Here is a 17,493-nt window from a genome sequence, read left to right as displayed (position 1 = left end):
GTGGTTGTTGTTTATTGTTCTGATAGTCAATTATTTAATTCATGGTATATTGATTGTAATCCATTAGACAGAGCGGCATTGCTGCCGATATGGATTATTAAGATGGAACACTTTAAACAAAAAGCCTTTAACAGATTTGGGATCCTGGATTTTCAGGGGCGAAACCAGTCCGACCAGTTCATCGATCAGCTCAGGGATTTTATTAAGATAGTGTATGTAAGGCATGGAAGCAGGTTGAGTATTGATTTTACAGATGTTTTGGTACAACAGGACGGGATTGTTTTTGTAACTGCCGCGCAAATGCTCAAGCTTTCTGAAGGCTTCAGGGGCAGCATCATATACTATGATCAGGATCTTTATGGAGTAAGCCTCCATAGCCAGGAAATAGCCTGCGATGAACTGCTTTTTGATAAAGTTCAAAAGGTATCTGGTATAGCACTTAGCACTGTGGATGCAGACATCATCTTATCTATTTTTGACGAGGTAAGGCAGGAGATAACCCAAAATGATATTAACCTGGAAGAAATGGTCCGGGTTTTATTAAAACAGATCGTCATTAAGGCTGCACGTATTTGCCAGCGTATTCAGGGGCCGGATATTCTATCTGCTCAGCACGATTCGGTTTTTTGCAGGTTCTTTATCCAGTTAGTTGAGCGCAATTTTTTTAAACACCACGATGTGGCATCGTATGCTAATATTTTAAATATCAGTGCAAAAGCATTGAATAAACGGATTTGTAAACACAGCTGCTACACACCCAATGAAATAATCAAGAGACGGATAATACTGGAAGCTAAACGGCTTTTGGTTTACACGCATCTCTCGGTAAAGGAAATTGGCTATAAACTTGGTTATGATGATCCTTCTTATTTTATCCGTTTTTTTAGTAAACAGGTTAAAACTGCTCCGCAAACATTCAGGCTTCATTTCCAGCGTCCTTTTAACGCGGTTGCATGATTGTAAGGGACTCAAATGAATAATTAGAACACAATTTTAGATACACAAAAAATGCAAAAGAACATTGTAATAACAGGAGGATCTTCGGGTATAGGAGAGGGGCTTGCCAAACATTTTTATAACAAAGGCTGGCGGGTATTGACAACCGGCCGAAACAACGCTAAGTTATCAAAACTGGCGGCAGAGTTACCCGGCATTTATACCATCGTATACGATAGCCTGAAAAACGCACAGGAAAACAAGATCATCGATTTCATAAAAGATGAATGGAACGGCAAACTTGACGTGCTGGTAAACAATGCAGGCCATGTGGCCCTTACACCCTTGCCCGAAATAAGCAGGGACCAGTTAGAGGAGATGTACCAGGTTCACCTGATAGCTCCAAGCTTACTCGCTGCGGGTTGTGTGCCATTTTTATCTGCCACCAAAGGGCAAATCATTAACGTAAGCAGTAGCCATGGTATAAAAGCTTACGCTCAGCTTAGCGCTTACGGCTCGGCAAAAAGCGGCCTTAACATGCTTACAAAGATATGGGCTTTGGAACTGGCACCGCTCGGCATTCGTGTAAATTGCGTTGCACCCGGCCCTACAGATACCCCCGTTTTAGAAAATGCCGGCCTTTCGGCAGATATTATACTCGCTATCCAGCAAAGTGAAGCAAAAACTATTCCCTTACAAAAAAGAGGAGATGTTGAAGATATTGTAGCTAATACAGCGCTATTGATCGATTCAGGATCCAATTGGGTTACCGGGGTAGTGTTACCTGTTGATGGTGGCATATCCGTTAGCTAAATGTACCGATTAATAAATGGTGGCGAAATTTAACGGAGCAGTTTTACGATAATTAAAAGGCTATAATTGACCGGTACCAAAATATTAGCGTTGATTTAGGGAGGCGGGCTGGGCTCTTACCTTTGAACCTCAATATGCACGCGCTAAAGGGATTCATTTATTCAAATAGTGAATCCCTTTTTTCTATTAGCTTACTGTGCATGGTTCATGTATTCCCTTTTAGCGATATTTAATTTTCGCATTTTAGAATGCAGGGTGGTTGGTTGAATAGCCAATACCCCGGCCGCACCGCCCGCTCCTGAAATTTTGCCCTCGCATTGTTTCAGGATATTAATAATATGGTTTCGTTCCATCTCCTCGATAGTTTGATTAAAATGGGGGATGGCCTGGTTATCGCTTTGTTTTGTGTTTGGCAAATGTACCTCCCGCAATACGTTGCCGGTTGTCATTAAAACGCTTCTTTCAATAATGTGCTCCAGCTCCCGTACGTTTCCCGGCCATAAATACGATTTCAATTGCTGCAAAACTTTGGGTGCTATTGAGCCAACTTTGTATCCTGTAAGCCTGCTATATTTATTGAGGAAGAAGTTTGCCAATGGGGGTATGTCTTCGACCCGTTCACGTAATGATGGTAAATTGATTGGAAATACATTAAGCCTGTAATACAGATCAGATCGGAATTTACCTGCCACTACCTCTTTTTCCAGGTTGCGGTTAGTTGCTGCTATTATCCTCACATTAACTTTTATTGTGCTTTTTCCGCCTACGCGTTCAAACTCCCGCTCCTGGATAACACGGAGTAATTTAACCTGCAGCTCCAGCGGTAGTTCACCAATTTCATCCAAAAATAAAGTGCTGTTATTGGCCAGCTCAAACTTGCCTATCCGTTGTTCAAAAGCACCGGTAAACGATCCTTTTTCATGACCAAAAAGCTCGCTCTCGATGAGATTGGGCGGAAGAGCAGCGCAGTTTACTTTTATCATCAATTTGTTTTTCCGGGGCGAGGCGTCATGAATCCCACGCGCAATCAGTTCCTTCCCGGTACCGGTCTCTCCTAAAATAAGCACTGTTGAATTTGAATCGGCCACCCGCGACATCAACTGGTAAACCTTTTGCATTCGCAGGCTGATACCAATTATCTCCGAAAAATTGTGGATGGTTTTGATCTGTTCTTTCAAATGATCATTTTCCGTTTCCAGTTGCTTTTGATAGGCCAATAACCGTTCGTTGGCTTTGATGTTGAATATGGCTACCGATATTTGTGAGCAAAGGCCTTTCAACAGATGGGTATTCAGTTCGTTTATCAACAGCCAAAGTGTTCCTATATTTTCATTCCCAATACATAGACGGGCGCCGTACATATGTTTTTTACCCGCCTTTTTCCAAAGGGTTATATACGGGCTGCTGTTGCCACTCTTTTGCTCAGCTTCGATATTAAATATAACGGGCTCATCACTATCCAGTACTCTGGCCGAAATAGGTTCGTCGATAGTTATATTTTTTGCCAATAGTTGTTTAAATAGCTCTTCATCTTTAAAAACGGCGTTTTTATCATATAGATAAGGAACTAAAGTAATTCCATCATCTTCTATTAGCCTGATCATAGATAGCTTTATGCCTATAAGTTGATCCAGAATATCAAAAATAGCGGCTTCCAGATCCCCCTTTTTTTTGACAGCAGCAAGGTCAGTAGCAAATTTAAGTAGGCATGCTTTGTTGTGTTCTTTGTATAATACAGCTTCGTGGGCAGCGATGTTATTAATGGCTTTGCCGATTTGCCCTGCTATTGTTTCTACATACTGTATATGTGTATCTGTAAGCGAGTTTAACTTATCTGCAAAGAGGATAAGAGTATGTTTAGTATCCCCGGCACCGGGCAGGTTTTTTACAATGAGTTCACGGGCTCCCGACGCGTAGTTTAACTTAAGCCATTGAGGTGCTACGGCTAAGTTAAATGTGCGGATATCGAAAATTTGTGCTTTATCAGCTTTTGAAATAAACCCGGATAAATCGTCGCAAAACGAATACGAACAGGATATGATCTCATTATAGCTTGAATATCCAGTAGAGCCACCAGAGGCCTTATCCATAAAAAAGATCCGGTAAGTACTTTCATCTTCCTGGCATGACAGCAATGTGGCCTGGCTAAAGTTTACCAGTTTTTTTAAGGTTTTGTCGATCGCTACCATTAATTGCGCCTGCGTTTTAACTTTTGCCAGTTCGCATTTTAACAAAAGTATTATCTCGTCCCGTTCGTCTTCACTTTCCATTAGCATTTAGCCTCCTTTTTCTTTTTTTTATTTGTCTAAGATCCCTTTTTACCCTGTTCGCCGTCAAAAAGGGGATGTTACTTGTATTCTTTTTTTGTGATCTTCAGCCTTCTCATTTTTGAATGAAGTGTGGTTGACGGAATATCTAATATCTCGGCGGCTCCGCCTTCGCCGCCTATTTTTCCGCTGCAGCGTTTTAACGTGCCAATTATGTGATAGCGCTCCCTGCTTTCCATGGTTAATGGCGGAGCGTCGTCTTGAACAGATTGATCTATTTTAATTCCCGGAAGATGAACGTCTCTTAGCTTGTTATCGTTTGTGAGCAGGATGCTGCGTTCAATCAAGTGTTCAAGTTCGCGTACATTACCCGGCCAGTCATAGTCTTGCAAAGTGCGGGCTACTTCGGCAGTCATGCCTTTTACCGCTATGCCGGTTTGCCTGCTGTAGCGGCTGATAAAAAAGTTGGCTAAGGGAATAAGGTCTTCTTTGCGTTCCCTTAAGGCCGGTAGCTGAATGGGGAAAACATTTAAACGGTAATAAAGATCGGCACGGAACCTGCCGGCCTCTACCTCTTCTTCAAGATTCCTGTTGGTGGCTGCTATTATCCTTACATCAATTTTAATGGTGTTTTTTCCGCCTATCCGTTCAAACTCACGTTCCTGGACAACCCTTAATAGTTTTACCTGTAACTCTAACGGGAGCTCACCTATTTCATCTAAAAATAGCGTACTGTTGTGTGCCTGTTCAAATTTGCCTATGCGACGTTCAAACGCGCCGGTGAACGATCCTTTTTCGTGACCGAAGAGTTCGCTCTCTATGAGGTTTGCCGGCATTGCCGCACAATTGATCTTGATCATTAATTTGTTGTTTCGGGGAGAAGCCTGATGTATGGCCCTTGCAATAAGTTCTTTTCCTGTACCGGTTTCGCCCAGTATCAATACCGAAGAGCTTGCACCCGCAACCCGAGATATGAGTTTGTATACATTGTGCATTGCAGGATGTTGCCCCACAATTTCGGCACTATAGCTATTGCTAAGCTGCTCGTTAAGGTATTGGTTTTCTTGTTCCAGTTTTTCTTTAAGAATGAGGATTTGTTCGTTGGTTTTGATGTTTGATATGGCAATTGATATCAGCGAACAAAGGCTTTCAACAAGCTGAATGTTGATTTCTTCCATGGCCAGCCATAAAATACCCCATTTTCGGGAGGCTGTTTGCAAAGGCATTCCGGCTACTTTTACAAAGCCCACACTTTTCCAAAAATGCAGATACCCTGCATCGTGGCCTCGCGCAATCTCTTCATCAACTATTAAAAAAACGGATGTGTCGCTATTTAACACCCTATCCTGTATCCCATCTTTAATAGGATAGCGCGCTTTGGCCACCTCAAGTATCAGAGGATCATCAGGAGTGGTAACGGCACGGTCATGTACATAGGTACTCATGGTTTTGCCATCATCGTTAATCATTCTGATGGCATATCCCCGAAGTATATTTAATCTTCGCAAAAACAACTTTACGGTATCAAAAAGATCTTCCTTACTCCTTACGGCAGCTATTGCGTTACCAAAATCAAGCAGGAGTGTGGTTTCCCATTCTTGTTCGGTTACAGGTTCAGCAGCCTCCATGTCTTCTGCCACTGTGATCATATCGTCTGTGAAATATTCGGTACTTGTATCTTTCATATAATTTAAAATGACTTTACCGAAAGGTTAAAAGCCAATTTGGATTTATATAAAACTATGCCAGTTATGATAAACGCTTAATGGTAAGTGTATTGATGGGATAAGGGGTATAGCACACGAACGAAATACCGCCCGGCTGTGACTTCTGCCACCAAATAACGCCTAACTCCTTTTAGCTATATTCCTTCTGCTGCATCTGAAATAAGTAGCCCAGGCAGAAATTCGTCGTGAAAAAAACAATGCGGTTGTCCAAAAATAAAATGTCGGTTGTTGTTAGGTTTTCAATTCAACTAAAACGGATATGAGACAAAACATCCTGGCAGACACCGAACAAAAAATAGGTGCTGCCCGCACAATATTAACAGCGGGAATCATTGCCGGCATTTTGGATAGCATGGCAGCATCGGTAGTATTTTATTTCAAGCTGGGACTGAGCCCGGCACAGGTTATGCAATACATCGCGAGCGCGATTTATGGCGCTGAAGCATTTTCGGGAGGCACCACCACGGTTATTATCGGTACATTATTGCATTTAATGATAGCATTCGTTATCGCCGCAGTTTATTTTTACCTGTACCCTGTAATAAGCCCGTTAAGAAAATGGCCTGTTATTTCGGGGCTTTTACTGGGGATTGCCATTTGGCTGTTCATGAACCTGGTAATTATCCCGTTTAGCAAAATTCAACCGGCTCCGGTAGAGTTAAGTGCTGTTGTCATCAGCGTTATCTGGCACATGGTACTGGTTGGTTTGCCAATTTCTTTAATAACTAAAAGACATTTCGAAAATGGCGGTAGACTTAATTAGCCATCTTTATTTTTAAAAGTTCGATATTTTTTTGAATCGTAGCTTTGTCGGTATTTGAGGCTGAAAGGTTCAAAGCAGTTTTGTAATTGCTCAATGCTTTACTATCATTAACGTTGGTATACAGGTTTCCCAGTAACGAATAGTAAAAAACGTTATCTGTAAGGTTTAGTTTTTCTGCCTCTGCAATGGCTTTTTGTTTTCCTTTTACTTTTGATAGTGCGAAAACGCGGTTAAGCGCGGCGGTAGGGGAGTATTCTATAAGCAATAGCTGGTCATACAGCCGTAGGATATTCTCCCACTTTTCAGGCGAATCGGCTTTGCGGGTGTGCCAATAGGCAATTCCGGCTTCGCAGTGATATTTACTTAAATGGTCGCCGCGCGACGATCGGTCTAAAAAATATAAGCCCGTTTCAATCAATTCTTGGTTCCATAAATTTTCGTCCTGATCCTGGTATAGGATAGCGTCGCCGGCATCGCTTAACCGGGCATCAAAGCGGGAGGAGTGGAAACTCATCAGGGCCAGTAGCGCGTTAACTTCAGGCGTGTTTGTTGTGTTGTTGCCGGCAAGTAATAAAGTGAGGCGCATGGCTTCTTCACAAAGATCTTTGCGCAACAGAATATTTTGTGAGGTAGAGTAGTATCCTTCAGAATATAAAAGATAAAGGGTTTTTAAAACGCTATCAAGCCGGGCGGTGATCTGGCTAAGCGATGGCTGTTCAATCGCTATTTTGGCTTCTTTGAGCTTTTCTTTGGCCCGGTTTATCCGTTTGTATACTACTTCTTTATTGGTTAAAAAAGCAGCCGAAATTTCCTGAATGCCAAAGCCGCAAAGCAGGTTTAAAGCGAGTGCCACCTGCGAATCGCTTGATATAACCGGATTGCAAACAGTAAAGATCATTGCCAACTGACTATCGATTATATTTTTAACAGATAGATCGACCTCGATTTCTTTACTTACAGTTTCTTCTGTTTTCAACGCCGCAACCAGTTTCTCTTCAAAAACCTTGTGGCGTTTAATATAATTGCGGGTTTTGTTTTTTGCTACGGTATAGAGCCAACCTGTTGGATTTTCGGGGGGCCCTTTTGTAGCCCAAAGTTCGGTTGCTGAAAGAAAGGTGTCGCTTACAATATCCTCAGCTATTTCAATATATTCGATGCCAAATAGATAAATGAGCACCGATACTATTTTTTGATATTCGGTGCGGAAAAGGTTTGGAATTAAATCCGGTTTATTCATAAAATCCTCGCCCTGTATACAATCATCTTCGTCAGCCTCATTAGTTTATAATCCCATCCTGATCTCTACCGAACCGTTAAGTTCAAAAATAGGACAGCCTTGTGCAATTTTTTCAGCTTCATCATAATCAAGCGCCCTGATGATGATCATTCCGCCTATTGATTCTTTAATTTCGGCAAATGGGCCATTGGTAGTACTTTTACCCCGCTCAATAACTTTTCCTACGCCATCCCAGCGCTGAGTTGGCCTGGCAAGTATATTTTTTTTTGCAAGCTCGTCAAACCAGGTTTGCCAATGTTCTAAATGCGTTTTTAATTCTTCGGGAGTGGGTTGGTTTTCGGCTGTTTTGTAATCCCTTCTAAACAGAAATAGAAATTCTTTCATAATCTTTTATCTATGATTTGATGGTTAAACAAAAGTCGGTATTTACTGGTACAAATATTTATCATTATTTTGATCCTGATCGGCAAGCCATTTTTCTATGTACAAAAGAAGTTGCGCAGTGTCGGCGGAGATATTCATTTCGGTTTGCACTCCAAGCATAATAAGGCCAAGTGCTATAGAATGCTGAATATCAAGCTTGCTGAGTAATCCGAAACTAAAGCCGGTAATAAATTTATCCCTTGCATCAGCGGCAATTTCGGCTATCTGATCAAAATCTCTTCGTGCAAATATAAATTGCTGGTCTTCTGAAAACAGGATCACGCTATTTACCGAATAGATGAGCAAGCGGTTGATGTTCATAGTGCGTAATATGGAAAAGCACTTCTTTTTTAAACCATAAGGCGTATTGATATTGAATGTTGTATTGGGCATTTCACCGTTGAGTACCATCCAAAGATTAACCGCCTCAAACTCATCAAGTACAAAAGTAACTTTACCTTTAACACCAAATTTGCTGACTATTTGAAGGATGTTATCAATCTGATAAAAAAGGGTTTTGCCTGGATCGTCTAAATAAAAAATAAAGTCGAGGTTTGATTTATTAAGCGGTTTTATCACATCGTCAAATAGCCCTGTCAACAAGCCCGACGCGCCTACCAGATCTGTCCAATCGTTAAAAGTTATTGCCCTGCATTTTTTGAACAGGAGATGCAGGTCGGCAATTAGCTGGTCATTTCTTATGTCATGCCAGGAGTTTTCGCATTTATTTTCGTTTAAAACAATAAACTCATATTTGGTTAATGATGACAGGTCATAGCCATTGCACATCATCAGGCTTTTGATACCTAATTTTTTAAAAAAAACTGGTAACGTTAATTCCTTTATTCCTAATGAATTTGGTGATGTTTTGTGAAGTTTAGAGTCCGTCATTTTTCTTTGCTTTTCACATAGCAGGTATGTGTTTTTTGATTTGCCCGCCTGTTTTATCGTTTCAACAAGTGCTGATAATACCGGGGCCGAATTCACAATTTCCATCTCAAACGCTTGCATCATTTTAATATTTAGCATTAATAATTGCGGTTGGCTTATGCTGTTTTTGAAAAGCTGCCAATTTGCAGCGACAAATTGCGAGGCGTACTTGCATGGTATAATTCACAAACCCGGCCTTCGGTAGGTATTGCTTCCTGTACTTGCGCTTCGAGGTATTGATTTGTAATTAAGGCATGCGTATGCAGTACCGTTTTATTTTTTAACAAACTATAAGGACCGGCTATAATAGTTCCCTGCAACTCCGAGCGCTCTTTTTTTGAAAAGTTACCAGGGTTACCATAGTGTATAACGATATTAACAGATGGCTGATGGGCTGCAGGTACATAATATTTCAGCAAATCCAATTCGCAGCTAAACGAGGCAAGAATTGCTTCCAGTTGTCCCCAAATTATCCGAACCGGAAAGGCTGGTCCATAGCGAAAAAAGAGTATGGTATCGTCTTCTATCTCTGATATCAGAAAGGATAAATGATTAGCCCTGATTATAGATCTTAATAATTTATCAATAATGCATGCGCGTATCTCGTTATCGATATCTTCAATATAGTTTATATAATAGCTGATATCAATAATAAAGATATTGCCTTTTAAATCTTTTTCCATGGTGTAATCGGTTCATTTTATAAAACAACACTTTACGACACTTTAGAATGCTGTATTTGAGCATGAATTTGGCAATGTAGATGCCACGTATTAACGTGTTGTTGGTTAGTGTTTTATCTTGTTTTGTGGGTTGGCTTTATACTTCATTTCGACGACGGGTAGTAGAAGTCACGAAATATGGTGTTTTAAATGAGGTCAGTACAATTAAATATGGACAATTATTGAAGATAGGATTTATAGGTATGAAATAAAATATTATAAATCTTGTCCAATCCGGTCATATTGGTTGTTAGTTAGATTAAACATAAAGTATTGAAAATTGAAATTTGGTTTGATGTGGCATGTCCTTATTGCTATATCGGTTTAAAGCATTTAGAAAACTCTATTAAGCTACATGCCGGTGAGCAGCCAAACGTTGTGCTCCGTAGCTTTGAGCTTGATCCGGAAATAGCGGTTGATAATAATGAAACACAGTATATCACCTTAACGCGTCAATATAAATTATCTCCACTAAGAGCAAAGCAAACAATAGATACTATAGCAGCCGCTGGCCAGGCAGCAGGATTGATCATCGATTTTGATAAAGTGATCCGAACAAATACTTTTGATGCACACAGGCTAATTCATTTTGCTGTAGATGAGGGTAAAGAAGTGGAAATGAATAATAGGATTTTTAAAGCCTATTTTGAGGAGGGAAAACATATCGGCAGTAAAAAACAATTGATCACGCTGGCCTCTGAAATTGGTATTGATGCGAAACCACTTTTGGAAAGTGATAACTATTCGGCCGAAGTAAGGGCCGATGAACACCGGGCACAACGTATAGGCATTGGCAAAATCCCCTTTTTTCTATTCAATGAAAAGTATTCAATAACCGGTGCCCAGCCGGTGACGGTATTTGCAGAGCTGATGAAAAGGATTAGTGATTGATAAATCAGATATAGTTAAAGGTGTTACCGCCCGCCGACTTATCGCGTTGCTGACCGGTTTGCATAGCTATGCTATGCCGGCGTAGGTTTGTTTTATGCACGAACGGGTGGAAAGTGCATACCCATTACAACATCCTCGATAAGCTGGCACCCGTCATCTTCGTTACGGCGGGTGGCAAGCTGTCCTTTAATATATTTTATTTAGCACGTCGTCATAAATCAATGGTTACCAAACAGGTTCTCTGCTTTTTGAATTGTGTTGAGCAGGTCAATGCCTTTGTTTAATACCCCTTTAAAAAGGTCGCCGGTTTCTTTAAGCCGGTCTATAGCATTGAAAATGGTAAAATCACGCATTTTTAGTCCATGTTTAACTTCATCCCAATGTAGCGGCATCGAAACGGTTGCACCTGGTTTAGGCCTGAGCGAATACACACCGGCTATAGTAGCCTCAGGCCGGTTTTGTAGAAAATCAAGGTACATTTTGCCGTGCCTGGAAGTTGTCATTCTTTCAAGCGTAGTAAAATGAGGTAACTCCTTGTTAACGGCAGATACGATGAGTTTAGCAAGCACCTGCGATTGTTCATAAGTATATCCCCCGCCCAGTGGAATGTAGATATGGATGCCGGTTGATCCGGATGTTTTTGGGAATGAAGGAATGCCAAGCATATCAGCTATTCTCTTTACCATAAGCGCCGCCTCAATTACCTGATCGAAAGTATTATGTTCGTCAGGATCAAGATCAATCACACAATGATCAGGATTTTCGGGTGAGTTAACACGGCTTAGCCATGGGTTTATCTCAATACAGCCCTGTCTGGCCATCCACAACAGGCTCGAAATATCGCTACCTACTATATAATTATGATGTTCACCTTTGGCTGTATCGTGTGCATAAGTGGTAGCCCAGGCAGGGGCCCTGCCTGTAACATCTTTCTGATAAAAATGCGGGCCGCCAACACCATCAGGAAAGCGATTTAATGACATCGCCCTGCCGTAGAGATGGGGGAGCATATGCTCGGCAACAGCTATATAATAGTTAAGCATGTCCCGTTTTGTCACCATTTCCTGTTGCCAGTAAATCTTATTAAGATGAGTAAACTGCAATTCGGATCCGTTAAAATTAATTGTTGCCGAATCGTTGCCCCGCGGAATAAAAGTGGTTGCTGGGGGCTGATCAGATGATAGAGAAGTACTCCCTTTACTTTCTTCACCGGCTATGGTTGCAATGATATCTTTAGGTGTTTCTAAAATTACATCAATGGCCTGTTTATCAATGCGCATCCCTTTAAATGATGCCTGCCTTAAAAGCCCGTCTTTAGTGATCTCGGCAAAATTAACTTCACATATCAGCTTGGGTTTAAGCCAGGTAAATGTTTCGCCCGGCACCCTTTTATTTAGCGGTGATATCTGGCTTGTGCCTTCAGTATCAAAAGGATTGGTATCAGTAATATATTGCGTAAAGTTTTGCAGCATTTTGGTTTGCAAGTCTATCGAAAAGCCCGTTCCAACTTTTCCAGCAAACCGCAATTTGTTGTTTTCGTAAACGCCCAATAGTAAAGCGCTGAATGGTTTGATGGTGCTTTTGTTTTTAGTAAATCCACCTATAACTACTTCCTGCCTGCGCTGTACTTTTATTTTTAACCAGGCTTTTGAGCGTTTATCTGGCGTGTAAACGCTATCGGCACGTTTGGCAACTATACCTTCGTAGCCGTGCTTTTCGGCATTTGCAAACAGAACTGTTCCATTAGCAGGTACAGGTATGCTTCGGCGGATAATATGGTTGCCCGGTAGTATAATATACTTTAAAATTGCCTGCCGTTGTTTCAACGGTAACCCCATCAGATTGCGGCCCTCATACCATAGGATGTCAAATACCTGGTATACCAGTGTACTGTCTTTTTCACTTTCCCAATTTTGCAAAGCTCCAAAATCGGTTTTTCCGTCGTTACCCATTACTACTATCTCGCCATCAATAACTGCATTGCATGGCCATGTATTTAGTACATCAATAATGGGATAGTATTTGGCAAATGAAACTTCGTTATGTGAAAGCAGTTTGGTGTTATGTTTATTAATAACGGCAATTGCCCGGTAACCATCCCATTTGTTTTCAAATAGCCAGTCGGGATCGTTAAAAGGAGCATCAACCAGAGTCGGTTTCATAGGTTTAAAATCCGGCGGCAACGTTGCTAAGGGAGCGTTTGCCAGCAGTTCATCTAACGTTAATTGCCCTGGTTGTTTTTCATCGTTAAAAGCGGGGTTCTTATCCATATCAAGATTCTGGGTGGTTGTCATGGTTGTGTTGGCTGTTTGCTGAAATTTGCATGGGCTGGTAAAGCCCGGCCCATGCAAAAGGTTGATCAACCAAACTGACCTACCTGGTAAGTTCCTGCAACCTGTGGAAAGGAAAGGTTAAACCTGTTCCATGTGTTAATGGTTGTAACAGCGAGTGTAAGATCGATAAGCTCTTCATCGGTGAAATGAGGTTTTACACGTTCGTAAACACTGTCGGACACGTCGCATTTAGTTACGGCCTCAGCCCAGCCTAAAGCTGCACGCTCACGATCTGTGAAATACGGTGTTTCGCGCCATGCGCTTACTCCATACAAACGCTGCTCGGCTTCACCGTGCGCGCGGGCATCTTTTGAGTGCATATCCAGGCAATAAGCACAGCCATTCATTTGGGATACCCTGAAAAAAATCAGTTCCTGAAGCGGTGCTTCTATCTTAGAATGTTTTAGGTAAGCTCCAGCCTGAAAGAGCGATTTAAGTGTGTTTGCCCCTTTGGCAAATAGATCGATTCTTTGTTCCATTGATAATTAAATTAAGATTGTTATTTATTCGTAAAGGTGTATGCTATCGGGTTTTTCGAGATCTTTGATCCAGTTTTGGATATATAGCGACAGATCTTGCTGACCGGGTTGTGAGTTAAATTCGCCGTAGCAGCCAAATACAATAAGACCGAGTGCTATACAATGAGCAATGTCAAGGTGCTTTAACAAGCCAATGCTGAAGCCGGCAATAAAATCTTGCCTTGCGTTTGCGCTTATTTCAATATGATGCTCAACTTTTTTTCGACTAAGTACAAATTGCTGATCGCTTGAGAATAATATTGCATTGTCGGCTGAGTATATCAACAGGCGGCTAACGTCCATCGTTCTATAAATGGAGAAGTATTTTTTGTTAAGATCGGACGGGGTTTGCCCTTCTAATGGAGTATCGGGGTTTACACCGTTCAATACCATCCATAGCTTCATCGCCTCGCTTGCATCAAGGGCAAAGGTTACCTGGCCATGGTGCGAAAACTCGCTGATAAGATCGATTGCCTCATCTACCTGGAAGGAGAGTTTATTCCCGGGATCTCCCAGGTAAAAGATAAATTCAAGATCTTTCTTGCCCAGTGGCCTTATAACCTCAGCCAATAAACCGTTCCAAAGGTTAGAGGCACCTGTGATGGCTGCCCAATCATCAAAAGCAATAGTGCGGCAATTGCTAAATAATGAGCGTAGTTCGGCAATAACAGTTTCATCCCTGAAAAATGTCCATAAGTATTGTTCAACCTCCGCAGGTGGTAGTGTTACCGTTAGTTTTGACAGCTCGGTAAAATCATGACTTGCATTTAAGGTGATACTGCGGATACCTAAAAGCTTTAGGATTTCAGGGATTGGTGCTTCGGTAACACCCAGTTTGTTTATCCTTAAGCCGGATAAAGATTGTTCTGAACCTTCGTCTGTAAGTGTGAGGTAAATGTTTTCTGAAAGCAAACCGCTTTCTACAATCTGTAAAAGATTGGTTAAAACAGGTGCCGTGTTTTTAATTTCCATGTTTAATGTTTCCATCTTTAATTTATTTTAGGTTCATTAATTATGTTTCAGAGTTTTAAATCAGGTATCGCTTACATTACAATGTTATTTTGAGCCGTTAATTCGATTGGCAGATCTTTTTCGCCCAAAAACTCTCTTAATTCAATTTCAATGCTCCGGCTCATTTGCGAAATGGGTACGTCATTAGCACTGCCTTCAAACGGGTTTTCGGTGCTTTCGCCAACCTGTTCAAGAGATGTATAGATCCATGATATCAGCGTGCTGAACGGTGTCACTAACCAAACCATGTATCCTTTCATTATACCTTGCACCTCGTTATTGAGATGATCAAAATCCTTAAGCATGCCAAAAGGGAGGATGATGCAAAACAGCCAGACAAAAAAGGTATTGATAATGGCATATTGACGGGGATACGGTGAGTTTTTTATTTGCTCAGCCTTAGCCTGCTGCGTATAAAAATCGCGGATGGCGCGTTCCATTTCTACAAATTGTAGCACGGCAATTTCGCCTTGTTCATACAATTGTTTAATAGTTCCGCTTTGTAAGGCCATAATCTGGGTGGCTTTATTATTGGTATTGATGATGTGCCTCAAATCATCGTCCTGAAGATAATTTATGAGTTCACTCTCAAGTGGCGTTTTCCATTCGGGTACGGTATAGTATTGTTGGTACTCGGCGTTGTGCTTTTTACCAACGCTTTCCCAAATGCGCTCTTCCCTTAGCTGATAACGCAGAACCGTAAGCCAGGCAATGTGGCGATAAATAAGTAGTTTGCTTTTCTCTGGATTATTAAAAAAATCGCGGCTGATAAGTCCCCATGCCCGGCTTTGACTGAATATGCTGGTCCACATTTGTTGCCCTTCGTCGGTACGCCGGTAAGTTTGCGTGTTAGTAAAACCAACTATAAATGCGGCGCTTGTACCCACCAATCCTATAATAGCCCAGGGAATATCAAGCCATTTAAACCCCAGCACCTCATAAAGGATGACCGGTATAAGGCCAAGCACAAAAAGCTTGTATATTTTTCGTCTGGTCCAAACCAGGAACTCTGGCAGTTTATATGATTTTCCGGCGTGCATATTGATAGATGATTGTTTTGAATGAAGTTTTATGGTTTTAGGTGCCTGTTTGCCCGAGGTTTAAATCCTGCGGGTATAATGGGAGCGGACCGGTATTGAACGGGAAATAGGTGTAGCAAAGCCGGCCAACATCATATAGTTCACAAACCTCGGTGGCTTCGTCTGGTAGCATAAAATCGTTTTGTCGCTGTTCGTTGAAATATTCTTTAGTGATCAGCGCGTAGGTATGCGTATCAATGCCGTTTTTTAAAAGCCTATGCGCTTCTACAACAGCCTGACCGAATAGTTTGGAATAACTCCCAACAGCAAATCTCCCGATCACCCCGTAATGCACCACCAGTTTAATTGAAAGAAAGCTGGTTTGCGGAAAACTTTCTTTAAAGGTTTTGAGCCTGTTTTTAAATGCCTCGAGCATAAGTTCAAATTGTGAAAGGATTTCTTTAACAGGGAAAACCGGGCCATGACTGTAAAAAAGTATAGCATCACCTTCAATTTCTGAAATGTTGAATGAAAGCCGGTTGGCATCAATAATTGACTCAAGCAGACTGCAAACAATCAGGCTTCCTGCTTCATTCTCCGTCTCGGTAACAAATTTTGAATAGCCGCTGATATCTACAATAAAAATGGTTCCCCTATGATCTTCGTTCATTCCTTCAATGTTTTAATTAGATTTTATGTGGATATATATTCAGATCGCTTTATTCATCCTGAAGCGGCTGTTCAACCATCCTTAATGAGTCGTCCATATATTCGCCTCCTTCCTCAAGGCTTTCTTCATTTGGATCGTAACCTTCTGATGCCATTTCTTCTGATTGATCGTTCTTTTTGTGAGGATCGCTGTGCGATCCGAATAGCCAGTTTCCCATGTTGATGTTTTTTTAATGTTTAAATTGTTGCCAGCCTTATTTATCGCCTTGCTCAGTCTGTATTGATGTTCTGGATCATCAGCGAGACGGCTTTTTACTTTTTGCAAGCCTTGTGCCATCTGGTAATTAATTGGTTTTGAGTTGTTTGTTGATTTGGTTGAGTTTTAATTGCACCTTATTTCGCCGAACATGCTGATGTTACACCAAATACAGCGTATTGAAGGAGAGGATAGGGCCTTGAGAGAAGCAAGGCGGAATCGAAAGCTTTTTTACACCCGTGATAAGCGAATTAAAATGGCGGGCTTTTCACGGCCAGGAAAGTGATAGGCTTCGGAAATATGTTTTAAAACTCAAACAACCAACAGCAAGACAGTACGCTGTTGGTTGTTTGATAATGGAGACCTGTACAGGCCATTGCGGTCGGAAGACGGAAGATAATATGAGGTAGAATGTGGTTGTGATTTATTAATTACGAACCACTGCCGATTCTTTAACAACCTGCCATCTGCCTGATAGATATTCCCAAATCACTGTAAAATATTTTCTGTTCAATTTTCCATCAAAAACCAATTCACGCGTAATTACAACCATACCCATATCCCCATCACATACAGCGTAGTGATATTCGGTTTTAGTAGATAATGGCTCGGTGTTTAAATCTTTGTTTTGCTTTATGAAAGCCATGAGTTGTTCTTTATTCATAGTGTCAACGACACCATCTTCGTCAACTTTTACAATAAGTAATTTATCAGCATAAGCTTTATTAACGTATTCCACGTCAAAATGCGTTGCGTGATAAATCAGTTCCCGGGTTAATTCAATTAATTGTTCACTATTCATCTTTTTAATTTTTTGAGGGTTAATTATTTTGTTTGTTGGAATTGTAGTTAAACCAGATGTGTTAAGCTATCATTATAGGGAAAGCGAGACAAGACCGATGCCAGTTTTTAAAATATTGATTTTCAGACTAAGCGTGTGTTCATAGTAAAGTTATAGACCTTATTTCGACAATAAAC

17 protein-coding genes are annotated in these 17,493 nt (G+C 41.1%); 4 read left to right on the top strand and 13 right to left on the bottom strand.

The window, feature by feature from the left end:
• The first annotated feature begins 102 nt into the window (after positions 1-102).
• Entirely contained in the window at positions 103-957 is an 855-nt protein-coding gene (locus BLP33_RS06365) for a helix-turn-helix domain-containing protein (protein WP_090525875.1), read from the top strand.
• A 51-nt stretch (positions 958-1,008) separates the two neighbouring features.
• Entirely contained in the window at positions 1,009-1,749 is a 741-nt protein-coding gene (locus tag BLP33_RS06360) for an SDR family NAD(P)-dependent oxidoreductase (RefSeq protein ID WP_090525874.1), read from the top strand.
• Between the two features lie 191 nt (positions 1,750-1,940).
• On the opposite strand, the gene BLP33_RS06355 is transcribed toward BLP33_RS06360, so the two are convergent.
• Both BLP33_RS06355 and BLP33_RS06350 read right to left on the bottom strand, forming a co-directional pair.
• Positions 1,941-4,019, bottom strand: a complete 2,079-nt coding sequence (locus BLP33_RS06355) for a sigma 54-interacting transcriptional regulator (protein ID WP_217633111.1) — start codon at positions 4,017-4,019, stop codon at positions 1,941-1,943.
• A gap of 77 nt (positions 4,020-4,096) precedes the next feature.
• Entirely contained in the window at positions 4,097-5,701 is a 1,605-nt protein-coding gene (locus BLP33_RS06350; RefSeq protein WP_217633110.1) for a sigma-54 interaction domain-containing protein, read from the bottom strand.
• Positions 5,702-6,002: 301 nt separating this feature from the next.
• Here BLP33_RS06350 and BLP33_RS06345 point away from each other — a divergent pair, with 301 nt between their 5' ends.
• The gene (locus BLP33_RS06345; RefSeq protein WP_090525873.1) at positions 6,003-6,506 is read left to right on the top strand and encodes a hypothetical protein; all 504 of its coding nucleotides are present in this window, start codon (positions 6,003-6,005) and stop codon (positions 6,504-6,506) included.
• Here the strand turns inward: BLP33_RS06345 and BLP33_RS06340 are convergent.
• The 4 genes from BLP33_RS06340 to BLP33_RS06325 are packed head-to-tail and all read right to left on the bottom strand — an operon-like array spanning position 6,499 to position 9,779.
• Positions 6,499-7,743: an RNA polymerase sigma factor gene (locus tag BLP33_RS06340; RefSeq protein ID WP_090525872.1), complete on the bottom strand. Its 1,245-nt coding sequence runs from the start codon at positions 7,741-7,743 to the stop codon at positions 6,499-6,501. The genes BLP33_RS06345 and BLP33_RS06340 overlap by 8 nt on opposite strands.
• A gap of 45 nt (positions 7,744-7,788) precedes the next feature.
• Positions 7,789-8,127 (bottom strand): YciI family protein, encoded by a 339-nt coding sequence (locus BLP33_RS06335; RefSeq protein ID WP_090525871.1) that lies wholly within the window; start codon positions 8,125-8,127, stop codon positions 7,789-7,791.
• A 42-nt stretch (positions 8,128-8,169) separates the two neighbouring features.
• A complete protein-coding gene (locus BLP33_RS06330) occupies positions 8,170-9,180 on the bottom strand; it encodes a hypothetical protein (RefSeq protein ID WP_139159943.1) in 1,011 nt (336 codons plus the stop codon).
• A 32-nt stretch (positions 9,181-9,212) separates the two neighbouring features.
• On the bottom strand, positions 9,213-9,779 hold the full coding sequence (locus BLP33_RS06325) for a DUF2652 domain-containing protein (RefSeq protein ID WP_090525869.1): 567 nt from the start codon (positions 9,777-9,779) through the stop codon (positions 9,213-9,215).
• 312 nt (positions 9,780-10,091) lie between these two features.
• Between BLP33_RS06325 and BLP33_RS06320 the strand changes: the two genes are divergently transcribed.
• Positions 10,092-10,709, top strand: coding sequence for a DsbA family oxidoreductase (locus tag BLP33_RS06320; RefSeq protein WP_175489946.1), 618 nt, complete (start codon positions 10,092-10,094; stop codon positions 10,707-10,709).
• Positions 10,710-10,927: 218 nt separating this feature from the next.
• Here BLP33_RS06320 and ligD read toward each other — a convergent pair whose 3' ends face one another.
• The 7 genes from ligD to BLP33_RS06290 form a co-directional block, all read right to left on the bottom strand.
• The gene (gene ligD, locus BLP33_RS06315) at positions 10,928-13,003 is read right to left on the bottom strand and encodes a DNA ligase D (protein WP_090526236.1); all 2,076 of its coding nucleotides are present in this window, start codon (positions 13,001-13,003) and stop codon (positions 10,928-10,930) included.
• A 65-nt stretch (positions 13,004-13,068) separates the two neighbouring features.
• On the bottom strand, positions 13,069-13,521 hold the full coding sequence (locus BLP33_RS06310; protein WP_090525867.1) for a carboxymuconolactone decarboxylase family protein: 453 nt from the start codon (positions 13,519-13,521) through the stop codon (positions 13,069-13,071).
• Positions 13,522-13,545: 24 nt separating this feature from the next.
• Positions 13,546-14,547: a hypothetical protein gene (locus BLP33_RS06305; RefSeq protein ID WP_090525866.1), complete on the bottom strand. Its 1,002-nt coding sequence runs from the start codon at positions 14,545-14,547 to the stop codon at positions 13,546-13,548.
• A 56-nt stretch (positions 14,548-14,603) separates the two neighbouring features.
• Positions 14,604-15,611 (bottom strand): bestrophin family protein, encoded by a 1,008-nt coding sequence (locus BLP33_RS06300; protein ID WP_090525865.1) that lies wholly within the window; start codon positions 15,609-15,611, stop codon positions 14,604-14,606.
• 37 nt (positions 15,612-15,648) lie between these two features.
• The gene (locus BLP33_RS06295) at positions 15,649-16,260 is read right to left on the bottom strand and encodes a DUF2652 domain-containing protein (RefSeq protein WP_090525864.1); all 612 of its coding nucleotides are present in this window, start codon (positions 16,258-16,260) and stop codon (positions 15,649-15,651) included.
• A 49-nt stretch (positions 16,261-16,309) separates the two neighbouring features.
• Positions 16,310-16,477: a hypothetical protein gene (locus tag BLP33_RS27395; protein WP_175489945.1), complete on the bottom strand. Its 168-nt coding sequence runs from the start codon at positions 16,475-16,477 to the stop codon at positions 16,310-16,312.
• Positions 16,478-16,942: 465 nt separating this feature from the next.
• A complete protein-coding gene (locus BLP33_RS06290; protein WP_090525863.1) occupies positions 16,943-17,317 on the bottom strand; it encodes a hypothetical protein in 375 nt (124 codons plus the stop codon).
• Positions 17,318-17,493 lie beyond the last annotated feature (176 nt).

The organism is Mucilaginibacter sp. NFR10 (genome assembly GCF_900100445.1).
Classification (GTDB): domain Bacteria; phylum Bacteroidota; class Bacteroidia; order Sphingobacteriales; family Sphingobacteriaceae; genus Mucilaginibacter; species Mucilaginibacter rubeus.
Note: the sequence above shows the minus strand (reverse complement) of the source record. Positions and strands in the feature narration are given on the sequence as shown.